The sequence below is a fragment of the Mycobacterium alsense genome (genome assembly GCF_002086635.1).
Taxonomy (GTDB): Bacteria; Actinomycetota; Actinomycetes; order Mycobacteriales; family Mycobacteriaceae; genus Mycobacterium; species Mycobacterium alsense.
On record NZ_MVHD01000064.1, the window covers coordinates 15002 to 29165 of the forward strand.

A 14164-nucleotide genomic window follows, 5' to 3' on the forward strand; every position below is an offset into this window, starting at 1 on the left:
CATCGACTTGGAGAAGATGTTGTGCCAAGCCCCGCAGGGACATACGTGACCGATGTGGCTGGTGTGCCAGCTCGGCCCTCATCACACAGGTCACTCGAATAACAAAAAACCGGGGCATGATGCGCTTTCCAATGCGATAGCGCATGCGATAGCGGGTGCGCCCCGGCTAGTCGTAGCCGTGCCGCATGTCGTCGACGACACGCGGATTGTCCAGGGTCGACGGCTCGAGCGGGCGGGGCCCGATGTCACCGGAGAACACGGTGGCCGCGTCCAGCACCGGCTGGGTGAGGAAGCGCAGCGGGGGCGCGTCGGGCGGCACCTTCGGGACGGGCGGGACCGCGCCGCGCCGGGCCAAAACAAAGCCCCAGTCGCCGAACGTCGGCACGTGCACGTGATACGGCGTCACCGCGTAGCCGGCGGCGCGGATCGTCGACACCGTGCGCCAGAACGCGGTCGGGGTGGAAAAAGGGCTGCCCGCCTGCACCACCATCAGGCCGCCGGGGGCCAGCGCGCGGGCGGCCAGCGCGTAGAACTCGGTCGAATACAGCCGGCCCAGCACGGGGGTGTCCGGGTCGGGAAGGTCGACGATGACCGCGTCGAAGGGTGCCGAGCCGGCTTCGCGCAACCACCTCATCGCGTCGCCGATCACGACGTTCACGCGGGGATTGTCCAGCGAGCCGCCGTTGGCGTCGCGCATGGTGGTGCGCGCCAACTCGATCACCGCGGGGTCGAGCTCGACCTGCACGATCTTGTCGACGCCGGGCTGGCGCAGCAGTTCGCGCGCCGCCAGGCCGTCGCCGCCGCCGAGCACCAGCACCGAGCGCGCACCGTTCCCGAGCGCGGGGTAGACCAGGCTTTCGGTGTAGCGGTATTCGTCGCGGGTGGAGAACTGCAGGCCGCCGTCGAGGTACAGGCGCATGTCGTTGCCGCGGCGGGTGACCACGATCTCCTGGTAGGGCGTGTGCCGGTAGGCGATGATCGGATCGGCGTAAAGCCGTTGCCTGCTTGTCGTTTCGATGTCGGCCGACCGCACCAGCAGGGTGGCCAGCAGCCCGAGCGCCGCGGTCAGCGCGCACAGCGCGGTCGCCAGCTGCCGCGGGGAAACGACGCGGCGCAGCAGGAACACCGCCACGACGGCGGCGGCGGCGAGGTTGATGATGCCGGTGGCCGCCGCGCCGCGGATCATCCCGAGGTGCGGCAGCAGCAGGAACGGCCACACCAGCCCGCCCAGCAGCGCGCCGAGGTAGTCGGCGGCGTTGAGGTTGGCCAGCGTGCGCCCGCTGTCGGTGGGCCCGGCGCTGCGGCCGCGTTGCAGCAGCGTCATCAGCAGCGGCACCTCGGCGCCGACCAGGCCGCCGATCAGGGCCGTGCCCGCCGCCAGCACCCACGTCGAGCCGACCGAGCCGTCCAGGAACGCGAACACCACGTACAGCGCCGCCGCCGACAGGCCGCCGACGATGCCGAGGGACGCCTCGACGGCGATGAAGGCGATCGCCGCGTGCGCCAGCAGCGGCTTGACCAGCAGGGCGCCCGCGCCCAGCGCGGCGATATAACCGGCCACGATCAGCGACGTGGCGACGATGCCGCCGCCGTTGAGGCTGGCCGACAGCGTCAGCAGCGCCAGCTCGTAGATGATGCCGCAGGCCGCACAGGCCGCCACCGCCGCCAGCAGCACGGCGCGCCAGCGCCCCGGGGGCGTCATGACAGCGCCGCGGCCGTCACTCCTCCCACGGCCAGCAGTATCAGTGCCACCGCGAACGACCCCGGATGCAGCTCGGCCTCGTCGATGTGTTCGTGGAAGCTACCCGGGATCAGCAGGTGCATCGCCAGCATCGCTACGCCCAGCAGGATCACGCCCATCAACCCGTACACTGCCACCCCCAGCAGGCCCTGACCCAGCTGGCTGTAGCTGTTGGTGATGGCACTGATGATCACGGTGGTGAGCGCGATGTACATGGCGCCCGCGACGACGACGGCGTTGGGCCGGCGATCGATGAACACCAGCTGGCGCAGCTTGCCCGGGGTCAGCCAGTCGACCATGTAGAACCCGATGAGAAGCACGGCCATGCCGACCGCGAAGTACAGGATCGTCGCGAGCGCGCCTTTCAGGACCGGATTGACGTCGACGGTTCCGATTTCGACTGCGAGGTACATGGTTGTCTCCTTTGCTCGAATCGCTAAGCCATCACTTGGTCCCGCCCGGGCCGCCGGAGGAGCCGCCGGCGCCGCCCGACGGGGATCCGGGGAAGAACCCGGGGCCGAGGAAGATGAACGCGCCGTGGCTGTAGCCGGCGCTGAGCGGTTCGACGCGGATGCTGCACGGGTGGTCGCCGTCGGGCCCGACGATGACGATGTCGTTGCTGTAGCGCAGGTATTGGCTGGCGCCGTTGGCGGCGCGCGCCTCGGGGGCCGCGTAGGCGGCGAGCGTGTTGGCGACCTGGTCGGGCGGTCCGGTGCAGGCGTAGCGCGTCCCGTTCGCGTCGCGGGAGTACTCGTGATAGTGGCCCGCGACGTAGGACCCAATGTCCTTGTGCAGCAACACCAATCCGGAGATCAGCGACACGACGGCGGCGACGGCCAACGCGCCGGAGGTCACAAACAGGCGGTTGCGGCTCACGGGCGCCACCGGCTGGCCGTGTGCACCACCACGCCGCCCGAGCCCGACGGGTACAGGTGCCAGGTCTGCCACCGCCAGCCCGCGCCGTCGGGTTCGGCGGCCAGGGCGGTCAGCGCGGCGTCGTCGCCGGGAAACGTGCCGCCGAGCCAGCCCGGCCGACGGGCGCACCGCTCGCGCAGCTCAGCCGCCAGGCGGCGGAAGCTGGCCTCGTCGCGGGTTTCGGTGCGCGACCGCAGGCTGTAGCCGGGCGCGTCGGTATGGTCGGGCAGGTCCATCCCGAAGCCGCGGGCCGTACACGAAACCTGTTCGGAGAAGCGGCCTTTCGCGTGTTCTACCGCGATGACATGCGAGGCGCCCAGCACGCCGAGCAGCAGCTCACCCCCGTGGGGGTGGCGCAGGGAACTGGTGGCCAGCGGCGCGGGCGCGGGCGCGTTGAGCGCGAGCCCCAGCCGTTCGCCGGACACGTCCGCCGGGGTCACGGCGAGCTGATGAAGGGGCACCGGCGGCGATCCTCGGGGCCTAAGGGGACGACGCTGGGGGCGCGGGGTAGACGGTGAGCTCGCCGGCCAGCACGGGCTTGCCCGTCGAGATCTCCCACGGCATGTCGGGGGCCCAGCGCTCGAAGGAGAGCAGGGCGCTCTCGTCGGCGTTCGCGCAGTCGATGAATTCCATCTCGCCGCCCGCCGGTAGCCCGGTGGTGCCTTCGGTGGTGTAGGAGGCGCGGCCGCGCTCGGATTCGTGAAACGTCACCCCGTCGACCACGTAGGGGCCCCCCGGCTGCAGCGAGACGTCCTTGCGCGTCACCCACATGGCCAGCTCCAGGCGGCCGTCGTCCTCCTCGACGCTGAACCAGACCGGCTGGTCGCCGCCCTCCAAAAGGTGCTCCCACCACACGAACGGGCCCTCGCGAAACGTCACCGACCCGCGGACCACGTAGTCGACCCCGCCATAGCTGACGATGGCGCCCGGCCCGAGCTGGCGGGGCCCGAACTGCGGCATCGCGTTGAAGGACAGCGGATCCTGGCGGGCGCCCGGCCTGGCCTGCTGCTTGGGCCGCCGCAACGCGATCGAAAGGACCACGATCGACGCGATGAACAGCGCCACTGCCAGGAGGACCAGGACCGTTCCCACGCCACACCTTTCGTTGCCGCAGGGCTCGAGCTGGGCTATAAGTTAACAGCTTTCGCCGGGTCGGGCCGCGTGTCCTACCGGCAGGTGTCGGCGCCGCCCGTTAGGCTATCGAACAGCTGTTCGTACGAAGGAGCGGGCCGATATGCGGGTGATGGGCGTCGATCCCGGGCTGACGCGATGCGGGCTGTCGGTCGTCGAGGGCGGGCACGGCCGCAGCGTCGTCGCGCTCGACGTCGACGTGGTGCGCACCGCCTCCGACGCGCGCCTGGCCGAGCGGCTGCTGGCCATCAGCGACGCCGTCGAGCACTGGCTGGCGACCCATGAACCGGACGTGGTCGCCATCGAGCGGGTGTTCTCCCAGCACAACGTGACGACGGTGATGGGCACCGCGCAGGCCGGCGGGGTGGTCGCGCTGGCGGCGGCCAGGCGCGGCATCGACGTGCACTTCCACACCCCCAGCGAGGTGAAGGCCGCGGTCACCGGAAACGGGGCCGCCGACAAGGCGCAGGTCACCGCGATGGTCACCAGAATCCTTGGGCTGCAAGCCAAACCGACGCCGGCCGACGCGGCCGACGCGCTGGCTCTGGCCATCTGCCATTGCTGGCGGGCGCCTATGATCGCCCGGATGGCCGCCGCGGAAGCCCTCGCCGCCCAGCAGCGGCACGCGTACCGGGCCAAGTTGCAGGCCAGGCTGAAGGCCGCCCGATGATCGCCTCGGTGCGCGGCGAGGTGCTCGAGGTGGCGCTCGACCACGTGGTCATCGAGGCGGCCGGCGTCGGCTACCGGGTCAACGCCACGCCGTCGACGCTGGCCACGCTGCGGTCCGGGAGCGAGGCCAGGCTGGTCACCGCGATGATCGTGCGCGAGGACTCGATGACGCTGTACGGGTTCGCCGACAACGAAACCCGCGACCTGTTCCTGACGCTGATGTCGGTGTCGGGTGTCGGGCCCCGGCTGGCGATGGCGACGCTGGCCGTCCACGACGCCGCGGCCCTGCGGCAGGCCCTGCACGACGGCGACGTCGCCGCGCTGACGCGGGTGCCCGGCATCGGCAAACGCGGCGCCGAACGGATGGTGCTGGAGTTGCGCGACAAGGTAGGGCCGGCGCCCGCCGCGGGAACGCCGGCCGCCGTCAACGGTCACGCGGTGCGAAATCCCGTGGTGGAGGCCCTCATTGGCCTCGGTTTCGCCGCCAAACAGGCCGAAGAGACCACCGACAAGGTGCTGGCGAACGAGCCCGAGGCCAGCCGGTCCGGCGCGCTGCGCGCCGCGCTGTCGATGTTGGGTAAGAAATGAACGACGACGACTTCGCCGAGCGCGAGGTTTCGGGGGCGCTGGTGTCGGGCGAGGGCGACATCGACGTCAGCCTGCGGCCCCGGTCGCTGCGCGAGTTCATCGGCCAGCCGCGGGTGCGCGAACAGCTGCAGCTGGTCATCGAGGGGGCCAAGAACCGCGGCGGCACACCGGATCACATCCTGCTGTCGGGCCCGCCGGGGCTGGGCAAGACGTCGCTGGCGATGATCATCGCGGCCGAGCTGGGCTCGTCGTTGCGGGTGACGTCCGGCCCGGCGCTGGAGCGCGCGGGGGACCTGGCCGCGATGCTGTCCAACCTGGTCGAGCACGACGTGTTGTTCATCGACGAGATCCACCGCATCGCGCGGCCCGCCGAGGAGATGCTCTACCTGGCGATGGAGGACTTCCGGGTCGACGTGGTGGTCGGCAAGGGGCCCGGGGCGACGTCGATTCCGCTGGAGGTGGCGCCGTTCACCCTGGTCGGCGCGACCACCCGGTCCGGCGCGCTGACCGGGCCGCTGCGCGACCGGTTCGGGTTCACCGCGCACATGGACTTCTACGAGCCCGCCGAGCTGGAGCGGGTGCTGGCGCGCTCGGCGGGGATCCTCGGCATCGAGCTGGGCGCCGAGGCCGGCGCGGAGATCGCGCGCCGCTCGCGCGGGACGCCGCGGATCGCCAACCGGTTGCTGCGCCGGGTCCGCGACTTCGCCGAGGTGCGCGCCGACGGCGTGATCACCCGCGACGTCGCCAAGCAGGCCTTGGAGGTCTACGACGTCGACGAGCTGGGCCTGGACCGGCTGGACCGGGCGGTGCTGTCGGCGCTGACCCGCGGCTTCGGGGGCGGCCCGGTCGGGGTGTCGACGCTGGCGGTTGCGGTGGGCGAGGAGGCCGCCACCGTCGAGGAGGTCTGTGAGCCGTTCCTGGTGCGGGCCGGCATGGTCGCGCGGACCCCGCGCGGCCGGGTGGCCACCGCGCAGGCGTGGACGCACCTGGGCCTGGTGCCGCCGGCCGGGACGACGGGGCTGGGCCAACCCGGCCTGTTCGACTAGCGGGCGAGGCTGACCGCGTCGAGACTGCGCCGGCGGGCGGTTACAACATCGCCGATCGGGTATCCCCGCAGTTAGCTGACTACCTGTTGGAGGCGATTCTGATGACGCACACGGCCCCCGGTTACGAACACCCTCGCGCCCGGTACATGCCCCGCACCCGCGGCGCGGTGATCGGGCTGATCCTGATCCTCCTGGGCGCTTGGGGCGCGTTGGTACCGTTCTTCGGGCCCAATATCGACTGGGCATATGCCAACGACCCGGCATGGACGTGGACCGCGGCGAAGGGCTGGCTGGAAGTGTTCCCCGGGGTCGTCGCCGCGGTGGGCGGCCTGATCCTGCTCGTCTCCGGCACCCGTAGCAAGGCCATGGTCGGCGGCTGGCTTGCGGTGCTGGCCGGAGCCTGGTTCGTGGTCGGCCGCCCGTTCGCGGCGCCGCTGGGCATCGGGGACGTCGGGCAGCCGGCGGCCTCGGCGGACCTGAAGCGGGCCCTGCTCGACGTCACCTACTTCACCGGCCTGGGCGCCCTGATCGTCTTCCTGGGCGGGGCCGCCCTGGCGCGGGTCGCCGTCCGGCACGCGCGCGACGTCGCCGTGGCCGAGCCGGCTCCGGTGGCGCCCGCCGGCGCCCCCGCCGCGGAGCCACCCCTCTACAACGAGTCCGCCGAGCCGGCGCCCCGCGAGCGCGAACGCGGCGGGTTGTTCCACCGGCGCGCCGGGGGCGGTCTGTTCCGCAGGCGCCACCACCACGCCGGCGTGTAGAAATCCTCGGTATTCTGCTCGCGGGGCCAGCCGGGCCACTAGCGAGGAGGGTCGATGCTCGTCGCCGCAGGGTTGGTTGTCACGGCGTTGGCGGTGTTGCTACACGTCTACATCTTCACGATGGAGTCGTTCACCTGGACCTCGGAACGCACCCGAGCCAGGTTCGGGCTGACGGCCGAGGAGGCCGAGACCACCAAGCTGCTCGCCTTCAACCAGGGCTTCTACAACCTGTTCCTCGCGATCATCGCCGGCCTCGGCATTCCCGCGGTCGCGATGGCGGACACCGCCGTCGGGGTCGCGCTGATCTTCGCGGGCCTGGGTTCGATGGTCGCCGCCGCGGCGGTGCTGTTGCTGTCGGCGCCGGACAAGGCGCGGGCGGCGCTGATCCAGGGCACCGTCCCGCTGATCGGCATCGTGCTGCTGGCGCTCGGCCTACCTAGGCACCACTAGCCCCACCGGTCACAAGGATCGCGCGCTTTGGCGGCGCGCGGGTTACATCCGCGCGGGCTCGGGTACCCACCCCGGGCCGGAAATGCCGGTGTTCGAAAACGGGGCCCGCAAGCAGGGCTCGAAAAAGGGGTCCAAAAGGGGGACGCATGTCACACGCAGACAGGGACCATCCGGGGGCGTTGACGATGCCACGTTCGCGCGGCGCGGTCAGCGGATTGATCCTCGTGCTTCTCGGGGTCTGGGGCGCATTGATCCCGTTCGTCGGCCCGCGTTTCAATTTCGCCTACACGCCCGACAAGGTCTGGGCCTGGTCGACGGCCCGCGGCTGGCTAGAGGTGCTGCCGGGGGCCGCCACCGTCGTCGGTGGCCTGCTGCTGATCCTGGCCGGGAACCGCATCGCGGCGATGCTGGGCGGCTGGCTGGCCGTGCTGGCCGGGGTGTGGTTCGTGATAGGCGGCCAGGTCGCCCCGCTGCTGGGCATCGGATCGGCCGGCGACCCGATCGCCGCGACCGAGCGCAAGCGTGCCGCGCTCGAGGTCTCCTACTTCTCCGGCCTGGGCGCGCTGATCGTGTTCGTGGGCGGCGTGGTGCTGGCGCGCACCGCCGTCCGGCTGGCGCGCGACGTGCGCGACGTGCAAGCCGTCGGATACGCCGAACCCGCCGAGGCGGCGGAACCCGCGGAGGCGGGCGGCGAACCCGTGTACGCGTCGGGGCTACCAGAGCCCGACGTGTCATCGAGCGCGCTGACCAAGCCGCGCGTCGATCGGTACGAGCCCAAGCGAGGATGGCGCCGCCGCCGTGAGGCGGCGGCCGGATCCTCGGGCGCGGCGTACCTGCGCTGGCCGCATCCTCAGGACTGAGCGGGCTGGCCCGTCAGAGCAATCCGAGCAGCCGCAGGTCGGTGACGTACTTGACGATGACCGGCGCGGAGACATGCGGAATGTCTTTGTCCGGACCGATTTTCGCCTCCTGCACCGCGGCGCGGAAGCGGTCGGTCGGCGCCATCGATCCGCGGATCGGCCGCTCGGGCTTCTGGTAGTTGTGCAGCAGCGGAAGTAGCGAGTACTGGCGCTGCCGCTCGGGCAGGGCCCGCATCGATGCCTCGAACCTGCGCAACCACTCGCCGTAGTCGGCGATGCGCTGGATCGGGTAACCGGCGTCCACGAGCCAGTCGACGTACTCGTCGAGGCCGATGCCGTCGTCGTACGGGTTCATCACGTGGTACGTCTCGAAGGCCTCCGAGTTTTGGGTCAGCTGGACCCCCAGCGCGGAGATGGCCGCGGCGATGAACTCGACCGGAAGCCCGTCGTAGTGCGCGCGCTGCCGGTTGCCCTCGTCGTCGAGCTCGTAGAACGAACCGGGCGCGACGCCGGTGGCCACCAGGCTCAGCATCAGCCGGGTGAACATGTCCGGCAGGTTGAGCTGTCCCGCGTAGGTGGTGTCGGCCAGGATCATGTCGCAGCGGAACACCGCCACGGGCAGGCCGCACAGGTCGTGGGCCTCGCGCAGCAGCACCTCGCCGGCCCACTTGCTGTTGCCGTAGCCGTTGGCGTAGCTGTCGTTGATCGCGCGCGTCGGGCTGATCTCGCGGATGTCGGCGTCCTCGACGAACTTGCCCGGCTTGATCTGGTCGCCCACGCCGATCGTCGAGACGTAGACGTAGGGCTTCTGCTTCGTGGTGAGCGCGATCCGGATCAGCTCGGCGGTGCCCAGCGCGTTCGGCCCGAACAGCTCGCTGTAGGGCAGCACGTGGTTGACCAGGGCGGCCGGGTCGACGATCAGGTCGACGGTGTCGGCCAGCCGCTGCCAGGTCTGCTGGTCCAGGCCCAGGTTCGCCTCGCCCTTGTCGCCGGCGAGCACCTCGAGGTGGTCGGCGGCCAGCTCCCCGTAGTGGGCCAGCAGCGTCGGGTCGGCTTCCGCAGAGCCGACGCCGAAGGTGTTGTCGAGCCGGGCTCGGGCCTCCTCGTCGGAGCGACCCCGCACCAGCGCGATCACCTTGCCGTCGACGAAGTCCATCCGCTCGAGCCACTCCAGCGCCAGGTAGCGGCCCAAAAAGCCGGTCGCGCCGGTCAGCAGGACGGTCCGCACCTCGGACGTGGGCTTCGGCAGGTCGGGGGCGGCGGCCAGCGTCGACGCCTCGAGGAACTTGTCCAGCGTGAGATCGCTCGCGCGCACCTCGGTGGTATCGCGACCGTGCACGGAGGCGAAGCTGGGCCGCCTGGAGCCCTCGCGCTCGCCCTCGATGTAGTCGGCGATGGCGGTCAGGTCGTTGGCCGGGCTGACGATGACGCCCACCGGCACGTCGACGTCGAAGATCTCGCGCAGCAGGTTGCCGAATGTCAACGCGGACAACGAGTCTCCGCCCAGGTCCATGAAGTGCGCGTCGGACGGAAGGTCCGCTTCAACGAGCTGGGCGCTGCCCAGCAGCGCGCCCGCGGCCCGGATGACGGTCTGCAGCACCGGCGCGTCGGCGCCGCCGTGGCGCAGGGTGCGAAGCTCGTTGGCCTGGGCCTCGGCGAGCTCGGCGTAGAGCTGTTCCAGCCGCTCGCCGTAGTGCTGCTTCAGCTTCGGCCACGCCAGCTTGCGGATGCCGGTCAGCAGACCGTTCTCCAGGGTGAACGGCGTGGTCTCGATGATGAAGTCGCGCGGCACCTCGTACGACTGCAGGCCGGCCTCCTTCGCGACGGTCTGCAGCGAGTCGGCGATCGCCTGCTTCGAGGCGTTCTCGTCGGTCGGCACGATGACGGCCAACAGGTAGGGGTGAGCGCTGTTGCCGTAGATGTAGATCTGGCGGACCAGCGGGCTGTTGCCGAACACCGCCTCCAGCTTGGCGACGGTGACGAACTCGCCCTGCGCGAGCTTGAGCACGTTGTTTCGGCGGTCGACGTACACCAGCCGGTCGGGGGCGACCTCGGCGACGACGTCACCGGTCCGGTAATAGCCGTCGGGGTCGAAGACGCCCGCGGTGACCTCCGGCCGCTTGTAGTAGCCCGGGAACATGTTCTCGGTCTTCAGCAGCAACTCGCCGCGCGGGTAGGGCCGGTCGGTGGAGAAGTAGCCCAGGTCCGGGACGTCGACCAGCTTGTAGTCGACGACCGGCGGGCGCTGCACCTCGCCGTCGAACAGGACCATGCCCGCCTCGGTGGAGCCGTAGCCGTCCAACAGGTGCATCCCGAGCAGGGATTCGACCCACTGCTTGAGCTCGGGGGAGGTGGGCGCGGAGCCGGTCATCGCGAAGATGAACCGGCCGCCCAGCAGGTACTGCCGCTGCTCGGCCAGCACCTCGTCCTCCACGGCCCGGCGCTCGGCGGCGTTAGAGTCATTCGCCAGGCGGCGGTCCACCTGGCGCTGGAACTCGCCGTACAGCGTCTCCCAGATCCGCGGCACGAAGTTCAGTTCGGTCGGGCGGACCAGCTCCAGGTCCTCGAGCAGCGTCGAGAGGTCGCTGCGGGCCGCGAAATAGGCGGTGCCGCCGTTGCCGAGGGTGCCGAACAGGATGCCGCGCCCCATGACGTGGCTCATCGGCATGAAGTTGAGGGTGATCGACGCGGCGCTCTCGCCGAACCAGTTCCGGGCCGACCGGCGCCACATCTTGGCGACGTTGCTCTGTGGGTACATCGCGCCCTTGGGCGCGCCGGTGCTGCCGGAGGTGTAGATCAGCAAGGCCAGCGGATCCGCCGAGTCGTCTTCGACCCCCGGCGCGTCGGGGATGGCCCTGCCCCGCTCGATCACGTCGGCCAGCGTCTCGACCGCCACCCGGGTGTCGGCCAGCCGGGCGCGGGCGGCCTCGAGGGCCTCGCGCTGGTCGTCGGCCTCGGGGTGGAAGTCGAACACCAGGAGTTGCGAAATCGTGCCGGCGGTCTGCCCGGTCAGGATCAGCTCGACGGCGTCGAGCAGCTGGTTGATGCTGGCCGCGACCACGCGCGGCTCGGTCTCGGCCACGATGGGCTGCAGCTGGGTGACCGCCGCGCTGGTCTGCAGCGGAACCGACACGGCGCCCATCGTCGCGAGCGCCACGTCGACGGTCGTGTAGTCGACGCTGTTGAAGCCCAGCACGCACACGCGGTCGCCCGGCCGCACCGAGTCGTCGGACAGGGCGCGCGCCACGGCGTCGACCCGATCGCCGAGCTCGCGGTAGGTGATGGTCTCGTAGCGGGGGAGCAGCTCGAGCGCCCTCCGCCCGCTCTGGGGGTCCCGGACGAACTCCACGGCGCGCTGGCCCAGAGCCGGCCGGTCGGCGTAACCCTCGAGCACGGTCCGGATCACCTGCGGCAGGCGCAGGCCGGGCTGATCGAGGGCCGCGACGACCGTCGGGTTCGGGGCGGCAGCGGCGAACTGTGGGTCGGTGGCGGTGAGTTCTTCGATGCGGCGCTCGAGCCGCGGGTCAACATTCGCATTCGACATGACAGTGCCTTTGGTGACGAAGAGAAAGGTCGGATTGCGCGACGCTGCGCTGACCCCTAGAACGTTAGCGAAACTAACGTTATTCCTCAATGACGCGGCGCCGGCAATCGATTGTGAGATCGACCACCGGGAGCCCTCACAGGCCGGCGAGGATCCCCGCCAGCACGTCGACGCCCTCGAGGAGCAGCTCGTCGGTGATGGTCAGCGGGGGCAGCAGCCGGATGATGTTGCCGGACATGCCGCATGTCAGCACGATGACCCCGGCGGCATGCGCCGCGGTGGACAGCGCCTCGGTGAGCTCGGCGTCCGGGTCGGCCGTTCCGGTCTTGACCAGCTCGATGGCGATCATCGCGCCGCGGCCGCGAACGTCGCCGATCCGGTCGTCGGCCGCCTGCAGCCGCGTCAGCCGCTCGGTCAGCAGCCGCTCGATCTGGCGCGCCCGCTCGATCAGGCCGTCCGCCTCGATGGTGGCGATGGTGGCCAGCGCCGCCGCGCACGCCAGCGGGTTGCCGCCGAACGTCCCGCCCAGGCCGCCGACGTGCGGGGCGTCCATGATCTCGGCCCGGCCGGTCACCGCCGACAGCGGCAGGCCGCCGGCGATGGCCTTGGCCGTGCAGATCAGGTCGGGCTCCAGCCCGTTCGGGCCCTCATGCTCGCAGGCGAACATCGCCCCGGTGCGCGCGAAACCGGTTTGCACCTCGTCGGCGACGAACACCACGCCGTTGCGGCGGCACCAGTCGAGCAGTGCGGGCAAAAACCCCTCGGCCGGAACGATGAACCCGCCCTCGCCCTGGATCGGCTCGATGACGACCGCGGCCAGGCTGTCGGCGCCCACCTGGCTCTCGATGACCCTGATCGCCCGCGCGGCGGCCTTTTCGCCGTCGGTGGCCAGCTCCTTGTCGATCAGGCCGTCGCGATAGGGATAGGACAGCGGCGCGCGGTAGACCTCCGGCGCGAACGGGCCGAAGCCGCTCTTATAGGGCATCGACTTGGCGGTCAGCGCCATCGCCAGGTTGGTGCGCCCGTGGTAGGCGTGGTTGAACGCCACGACGGCGGGTTTGCGGGTGTAGGCGCGCGCGACCTTGACGGCGTTCTCGACCGCCTCGGCGCCGGAGTTGAACAGCACCGAGCGCTTCTCGCCGGAGCCCGGGGTGATCCGGTTGAGCTCCTCGGCGACGGCGATGTACTCCTCGTAGGGCGTCACCATGAAGCAGGTGTGGGTGAAGTCGTCGACCTGGGCGCGCACCGCGTCGACCACGCGGGGCGAGGAATTGCCGATCGTGGTGACCGCGATGCCCGAACCCAGGTCGATGAGCCGGTTGCCGTCGACGTCCTCGACGATGCCGCCGCCGGCGCGCGCGACGAAGACGGGCAGCGAGACGTTGACGCCACCGGACACCGCGGCGGCGCGGCGCTTGTTGAGCTCCAGCGATGTGGGACCGGGGATTTCGGTGACCAGCTGGCGACTCTGCTCGAGGCTGGCCACGATGTCCTCCTCACCACGGCGCGCCGGTCACGTCGTGATGAAAAGCCTATCCGGTCCGCGGCGGGTGAGCGGGGGCGTCGGGGCCAACCCGCGGTGCTGGCAGACTGGCCGCTATGGAGAGTCTGGTCTTGTTCTTGCCGTTCCTGCTCATCATGGGCGGCTTCATGTACTTCGCGTCGCGCCGCCAGCGGAGAGCGATGCAGGCGACCATCGACCTGCAGGAGTCGCTGCGGCCGGGCGACCGGGTGCATACCACGTCGGGAATGGAGGCCACGATCGTGGCGATCAGCGACGACACCGTCGAGCTGGAGATCGCGCCCGGCGTGGTGACAACGTGGATGAAGCTTGCGGTGCGCGACAAGATCCTGCCCGACGACGAGATCGACACCGACGAGACCGACGCCGACGAGATCGACGAAGGTGAACAAGACGGCGCCGGCGACTTAGGAGAATCCGAGGGGCTGGCCGACCCGGGGCGACACTAGGCTCTGTCGGGACAACGAAACCGACCCTCAGGGACCTGCCAGGGGACGTACGAGCGGATACGAGGAGAGACGAGAAACGTGGCATCGTCTTCGGCGCCAGTGCACCCCGCCCGCTACCTGTCGGTTTTCCTGTTGCTGCTGATCGGCTGCTACCTGCTGGTCTTCCTCACCGGCGACAAGCGGGCGGCGCCCAAGCTCGGCATCGACCTGCAGGGCGGCACCCGCGTCACGCTGACCGCCCGCACCCCCGACGGCTCACGCCCGAGCCGCGACGCCCTGGCCCAGGCGCAGCAGATCATCAGCGCGCGCGTCAACGGGCTGGGCGTGTCCGGTTCGGAGGTGGTGGTCGACGGCGACAACCTGGTGATCACGGTGCCCGGCAACGACGGCAACGAGGCCCGCAACCTGGGCCAGACGGCGCGGCTGTACATCCGGCCGGTGCTCAATTCGGTGCCGACGCAGGCCGCCGAGCCCAAGGCCCCACCCCGGGC

The 14164-nt window shown here is 70.6% G+C and carries 14 protein-coding genes and 1 pseudogene; 8 read left to right on the plus strand and 7 right to left on the minus strand.

Annotated elements, in window-relative coordinates:
• Positions 1 to 166 precede the first annotated feature (166 nt).
• The 5 genes from BST11_RS23820 to BST11_RS23840 are packed head-to-tail and all read right to left on the minus strand — an operon-like array spanning position 167 to position 3748.
• Positions 167 to 1702 (minus strand): polyamine aminopropyltransferase, encoded by a 1536-nt coding sequence (locus tag BST11_RS23820; protein WP_083140708.1) that lies wholly within the window; start codon positions 1700 to 1702, stop codon positions 167 to 169.
• Positions 1699 to 2154 carry a DUF350 domain-containing protein gene (locus tag BST11_RS23825; protein WP_083140710.1) on the minus strand — a complete coding sequence of 152 codons (456 nt, stop codon included), beginning with the start codon at positions 2152 to 2154 and terminating at the stop codon, positions 1699 to 1701. The genes BST11_RS23820 and BST11_RS23825 overlap by 4 nt, the downstream gene beginning before the upstream one ends.
• A gap of 31 nt (positions 2155 to 2185) precedes the next feature.
• The gene (locus BST11_RS23830; protein WP_083140726.1) at positions 2186 to 2617 is read right to left on the minus strand and encodes a DUF4247 domain-containing protein; all 432 of its coding nucleotides are present in this window, start codon (positions 2615 to 2617) and stop codon (positions 2186 to 2188) included.
• On the minus strand, positions 2614 to 3117 hold the full coding sequence (locus BST11_RS23835; RefSeq protein ID WP_083140712.1) for a DUF2617 family protein: 504 nt from the start codon (positions 3115 to 3117) through the stop codon (positions 2614 to 2616). Before BST11_RS23835 ends, BST11_RS23830 begins: the two co-directional genes overlap by 4 nt.
• Before the next feature lie 19 nt (positions 3118 to 3136).
• Entirely contained in the window at positions 3137 to 3748 is a 612-nt protein-coding gene (locus BST11_RS23840) for a DUF4178 domain-containing protein (protein ID WP_083140714.1), read from the minus strand.
• Positions 3749 to 3890: 142 nt separating this feature from the next.
• Here BST11_RS23840 and ruvC point away from each other — a divergent pair, with 142 nt between their 5' ends.
• The 6 genes from ruvC (at position 3891) to BST11_RS23870 (ending at position 8158) form a co-directional block, all read left to right on the plus strand.
• On the plus strand, positions 3891 to 4457 hold the full coding sequence (gene ruvC, locus BST11_RS23845; RefSeq protein WP_083140715.1) for a crossover junction endodeoxyribonuclease RuvC: 567 nt from the start codon (positions 3891 to 3893) through the stop codon (positions 4455 to 4457).
• A complete protein-coding gene (gene ruvA / locus BST11_RS23850) occupies positions 4454 to 5044 on the plus strand; it encodes a Holliday junction branch migration protein RuvA (protein WP_083140716.1) in 591 nt (196 codons plus the stop codon). Before ruvC ends, ruvA begins: the two co-directional genes overlap by 4 nt.
• Positions 5041 to 6090, plus strand: coding sequence for a Holliday junction branch migration DNA helicase RuvB (gene ruvB, locus BST11_RS23855; RefSeq protein WP_083140717.1), 1050 nt, complete (start codon positions 5041 to 5043; stop codon positions 6088 to 6090). Before ruvA ends, ruvB begins: the two co-directional genes overlap by 4 nt.
• A gap of 101 nt (positions 6091 to 6191) precedes the next feature.
• On the plus strand, positions 6192 to 6848 hold the full coding sequence (locus tag BST11_RS23860; RefSeq protein WP_083140727.1) for a hypothetical protein: 657 nt from the start codon (positions 6192 to 6194) through the stop codon (positions 6846 to 6848).
• 54 nt (positions 6849 to 6902) lie between these two features.
• Entirely contained in the window at positions 6903 to 7298 is a 396-nt protein-coding gene (locus BST11_RS23865; RefSeq protein WP_083140718.1) for a DUF1304 domain-containing protein, read from the plus strand.
• A gap of 146 nt (positions 7299 to 7444) precedes the next feature.
• On the plus strand, positions 7445 to 8158 hold the full coding sequence (locus BST11_RS23870; RefSeq protein WP_083140719.1) for a hypothetical protein: 714 nt from the start codon (positions 7445 to 7447) through the stop codon (positions 8156 to 8158).
• Positions 8159 to 8171: 13 nt separating this feature from the next.
• Here the strand turns inward: BST11_RS23870 and car are convergent, their stop codons facing one another.
• On the minus strand, positions 8172 to 11702 hold the full coding sequence (car, locus tag BST11_RS23875) for a carboxylic acid reductase (protein WP_083140720.1): 3531 nt from the start codon (positions 11700 to 11702) through the stop codon (positions 8172 to 8174).
• A gap of 136 nt (positions 11703 to 11838) precedes the next feature.
• Positions 11839 to 13188: a 4-aminobutyrate--2-oxoglutarate transaminase gene (gene gabT, locus BST11_RS23880; RefSeq protein ID WP_083140721.1), complete on the minus strand. Its 1350-nt coding sequence runs from the start codon at positions 13186 to 13188 to the stop codon at positions 11839 to 11841.
• A gap of 113 nt (positions 13189 to 13301) precedes the next feature.
• Between gabT and yajC the strand changes: the two genes are divergently transcribed.
• Together yajC and BST11_RS23890 are read left to right on the plus strand one after the other, a co-directional pair.
• Positions 13302 to 13673 carry a preprotein translocase subunit YajC gene (yajC, locus tag BST11_RS23885; protein ID WP_083140722.1) on the plus strand — a complete coding sequence of 124 codons (372 nt, stop codon included), beginning with the start codon at positions 13302 to 13304 and terminating at the stop codon, positions 13671 to 13673.
• A 78-nt stretch (positions 13674 to 13751) separates the two neighbouring features.
• Positions 13752 to 14164 (plus strand): annotated as a pseudogene (locus BST11_RS23890) (protein translocase subunit SecD); the annotation flags it as partial.

Bases quoted from the DNA above. Each gene is read 5' to 3' on its own strand.
- BST11_RS23820 (WP_083140708.1), bottom strand. From the start codon at position 1,702: ATGACGCCCCCGGGGCGCTGGCGCGCCGTGCTGCTGGCGGCGGTGGCG.
- BST11_RS23825 (WP_083140710.1), bottom strand. From the start codon at position 2,154: ATGTACCTCGCAGTCGAAATCGGAACCGTCGACGTCAATCCGGTCCTG.
- ruvC (WP_083140715.1), top strand. From the start codon at position 3,891: ATGCGGGTGATGGGCGTCGATCCCGGGCTGACGCGATGCGGGCTGTCG.
- ruvA (WP_083140716.1), top strand. From the start codon at position 4,454: ATGATCGCCTCGGTGCGCGGCGAGGTGCTCGAGGTGGCGCTCGACCAC.
- ruvB (WP_083140717.1), top strand. From the start codon at position 5,041: ATGAACGACGACGACTTCGCCGAGCGCGAGGTTTCGGGGGCGCTGGTG.
- BST11_RS23860 (WP_083140727.1), top strand. From the start codon at position 6,192: ATGACGCACACGGCCCCCGGTTACGAACACCCTCGCGCCCGGTACATG.
- BST11_RS23865 (WP_083140718.1), top strand. From the start codon at position 6,903: ATGCTCGTCGCCGCAGGGTTGGTTGTCACGGCGTTGGCGGTGTTGCTA.
- BST11_RS23870 (WP_083140719.1), top strand. From the start codon at position 7,445: ATGTCACACGCAGACAGGGACCATCCGGGGGCGTTGACGATGCCACGT.
- car (WP_083140720.1), bottom strand. From the start codon at position 11,702: ATGTCGAATGCGAATGTTGACCCGCGGCTCGAGCGCCGCATCGAAGAA.
- yajC (WP_083140722.1), top strand. From the start codon at position 13,302: ATGGAGAGTCTGGTCTTGTTCTTGCCGTTCCTGCTCATCATGGGCGGC.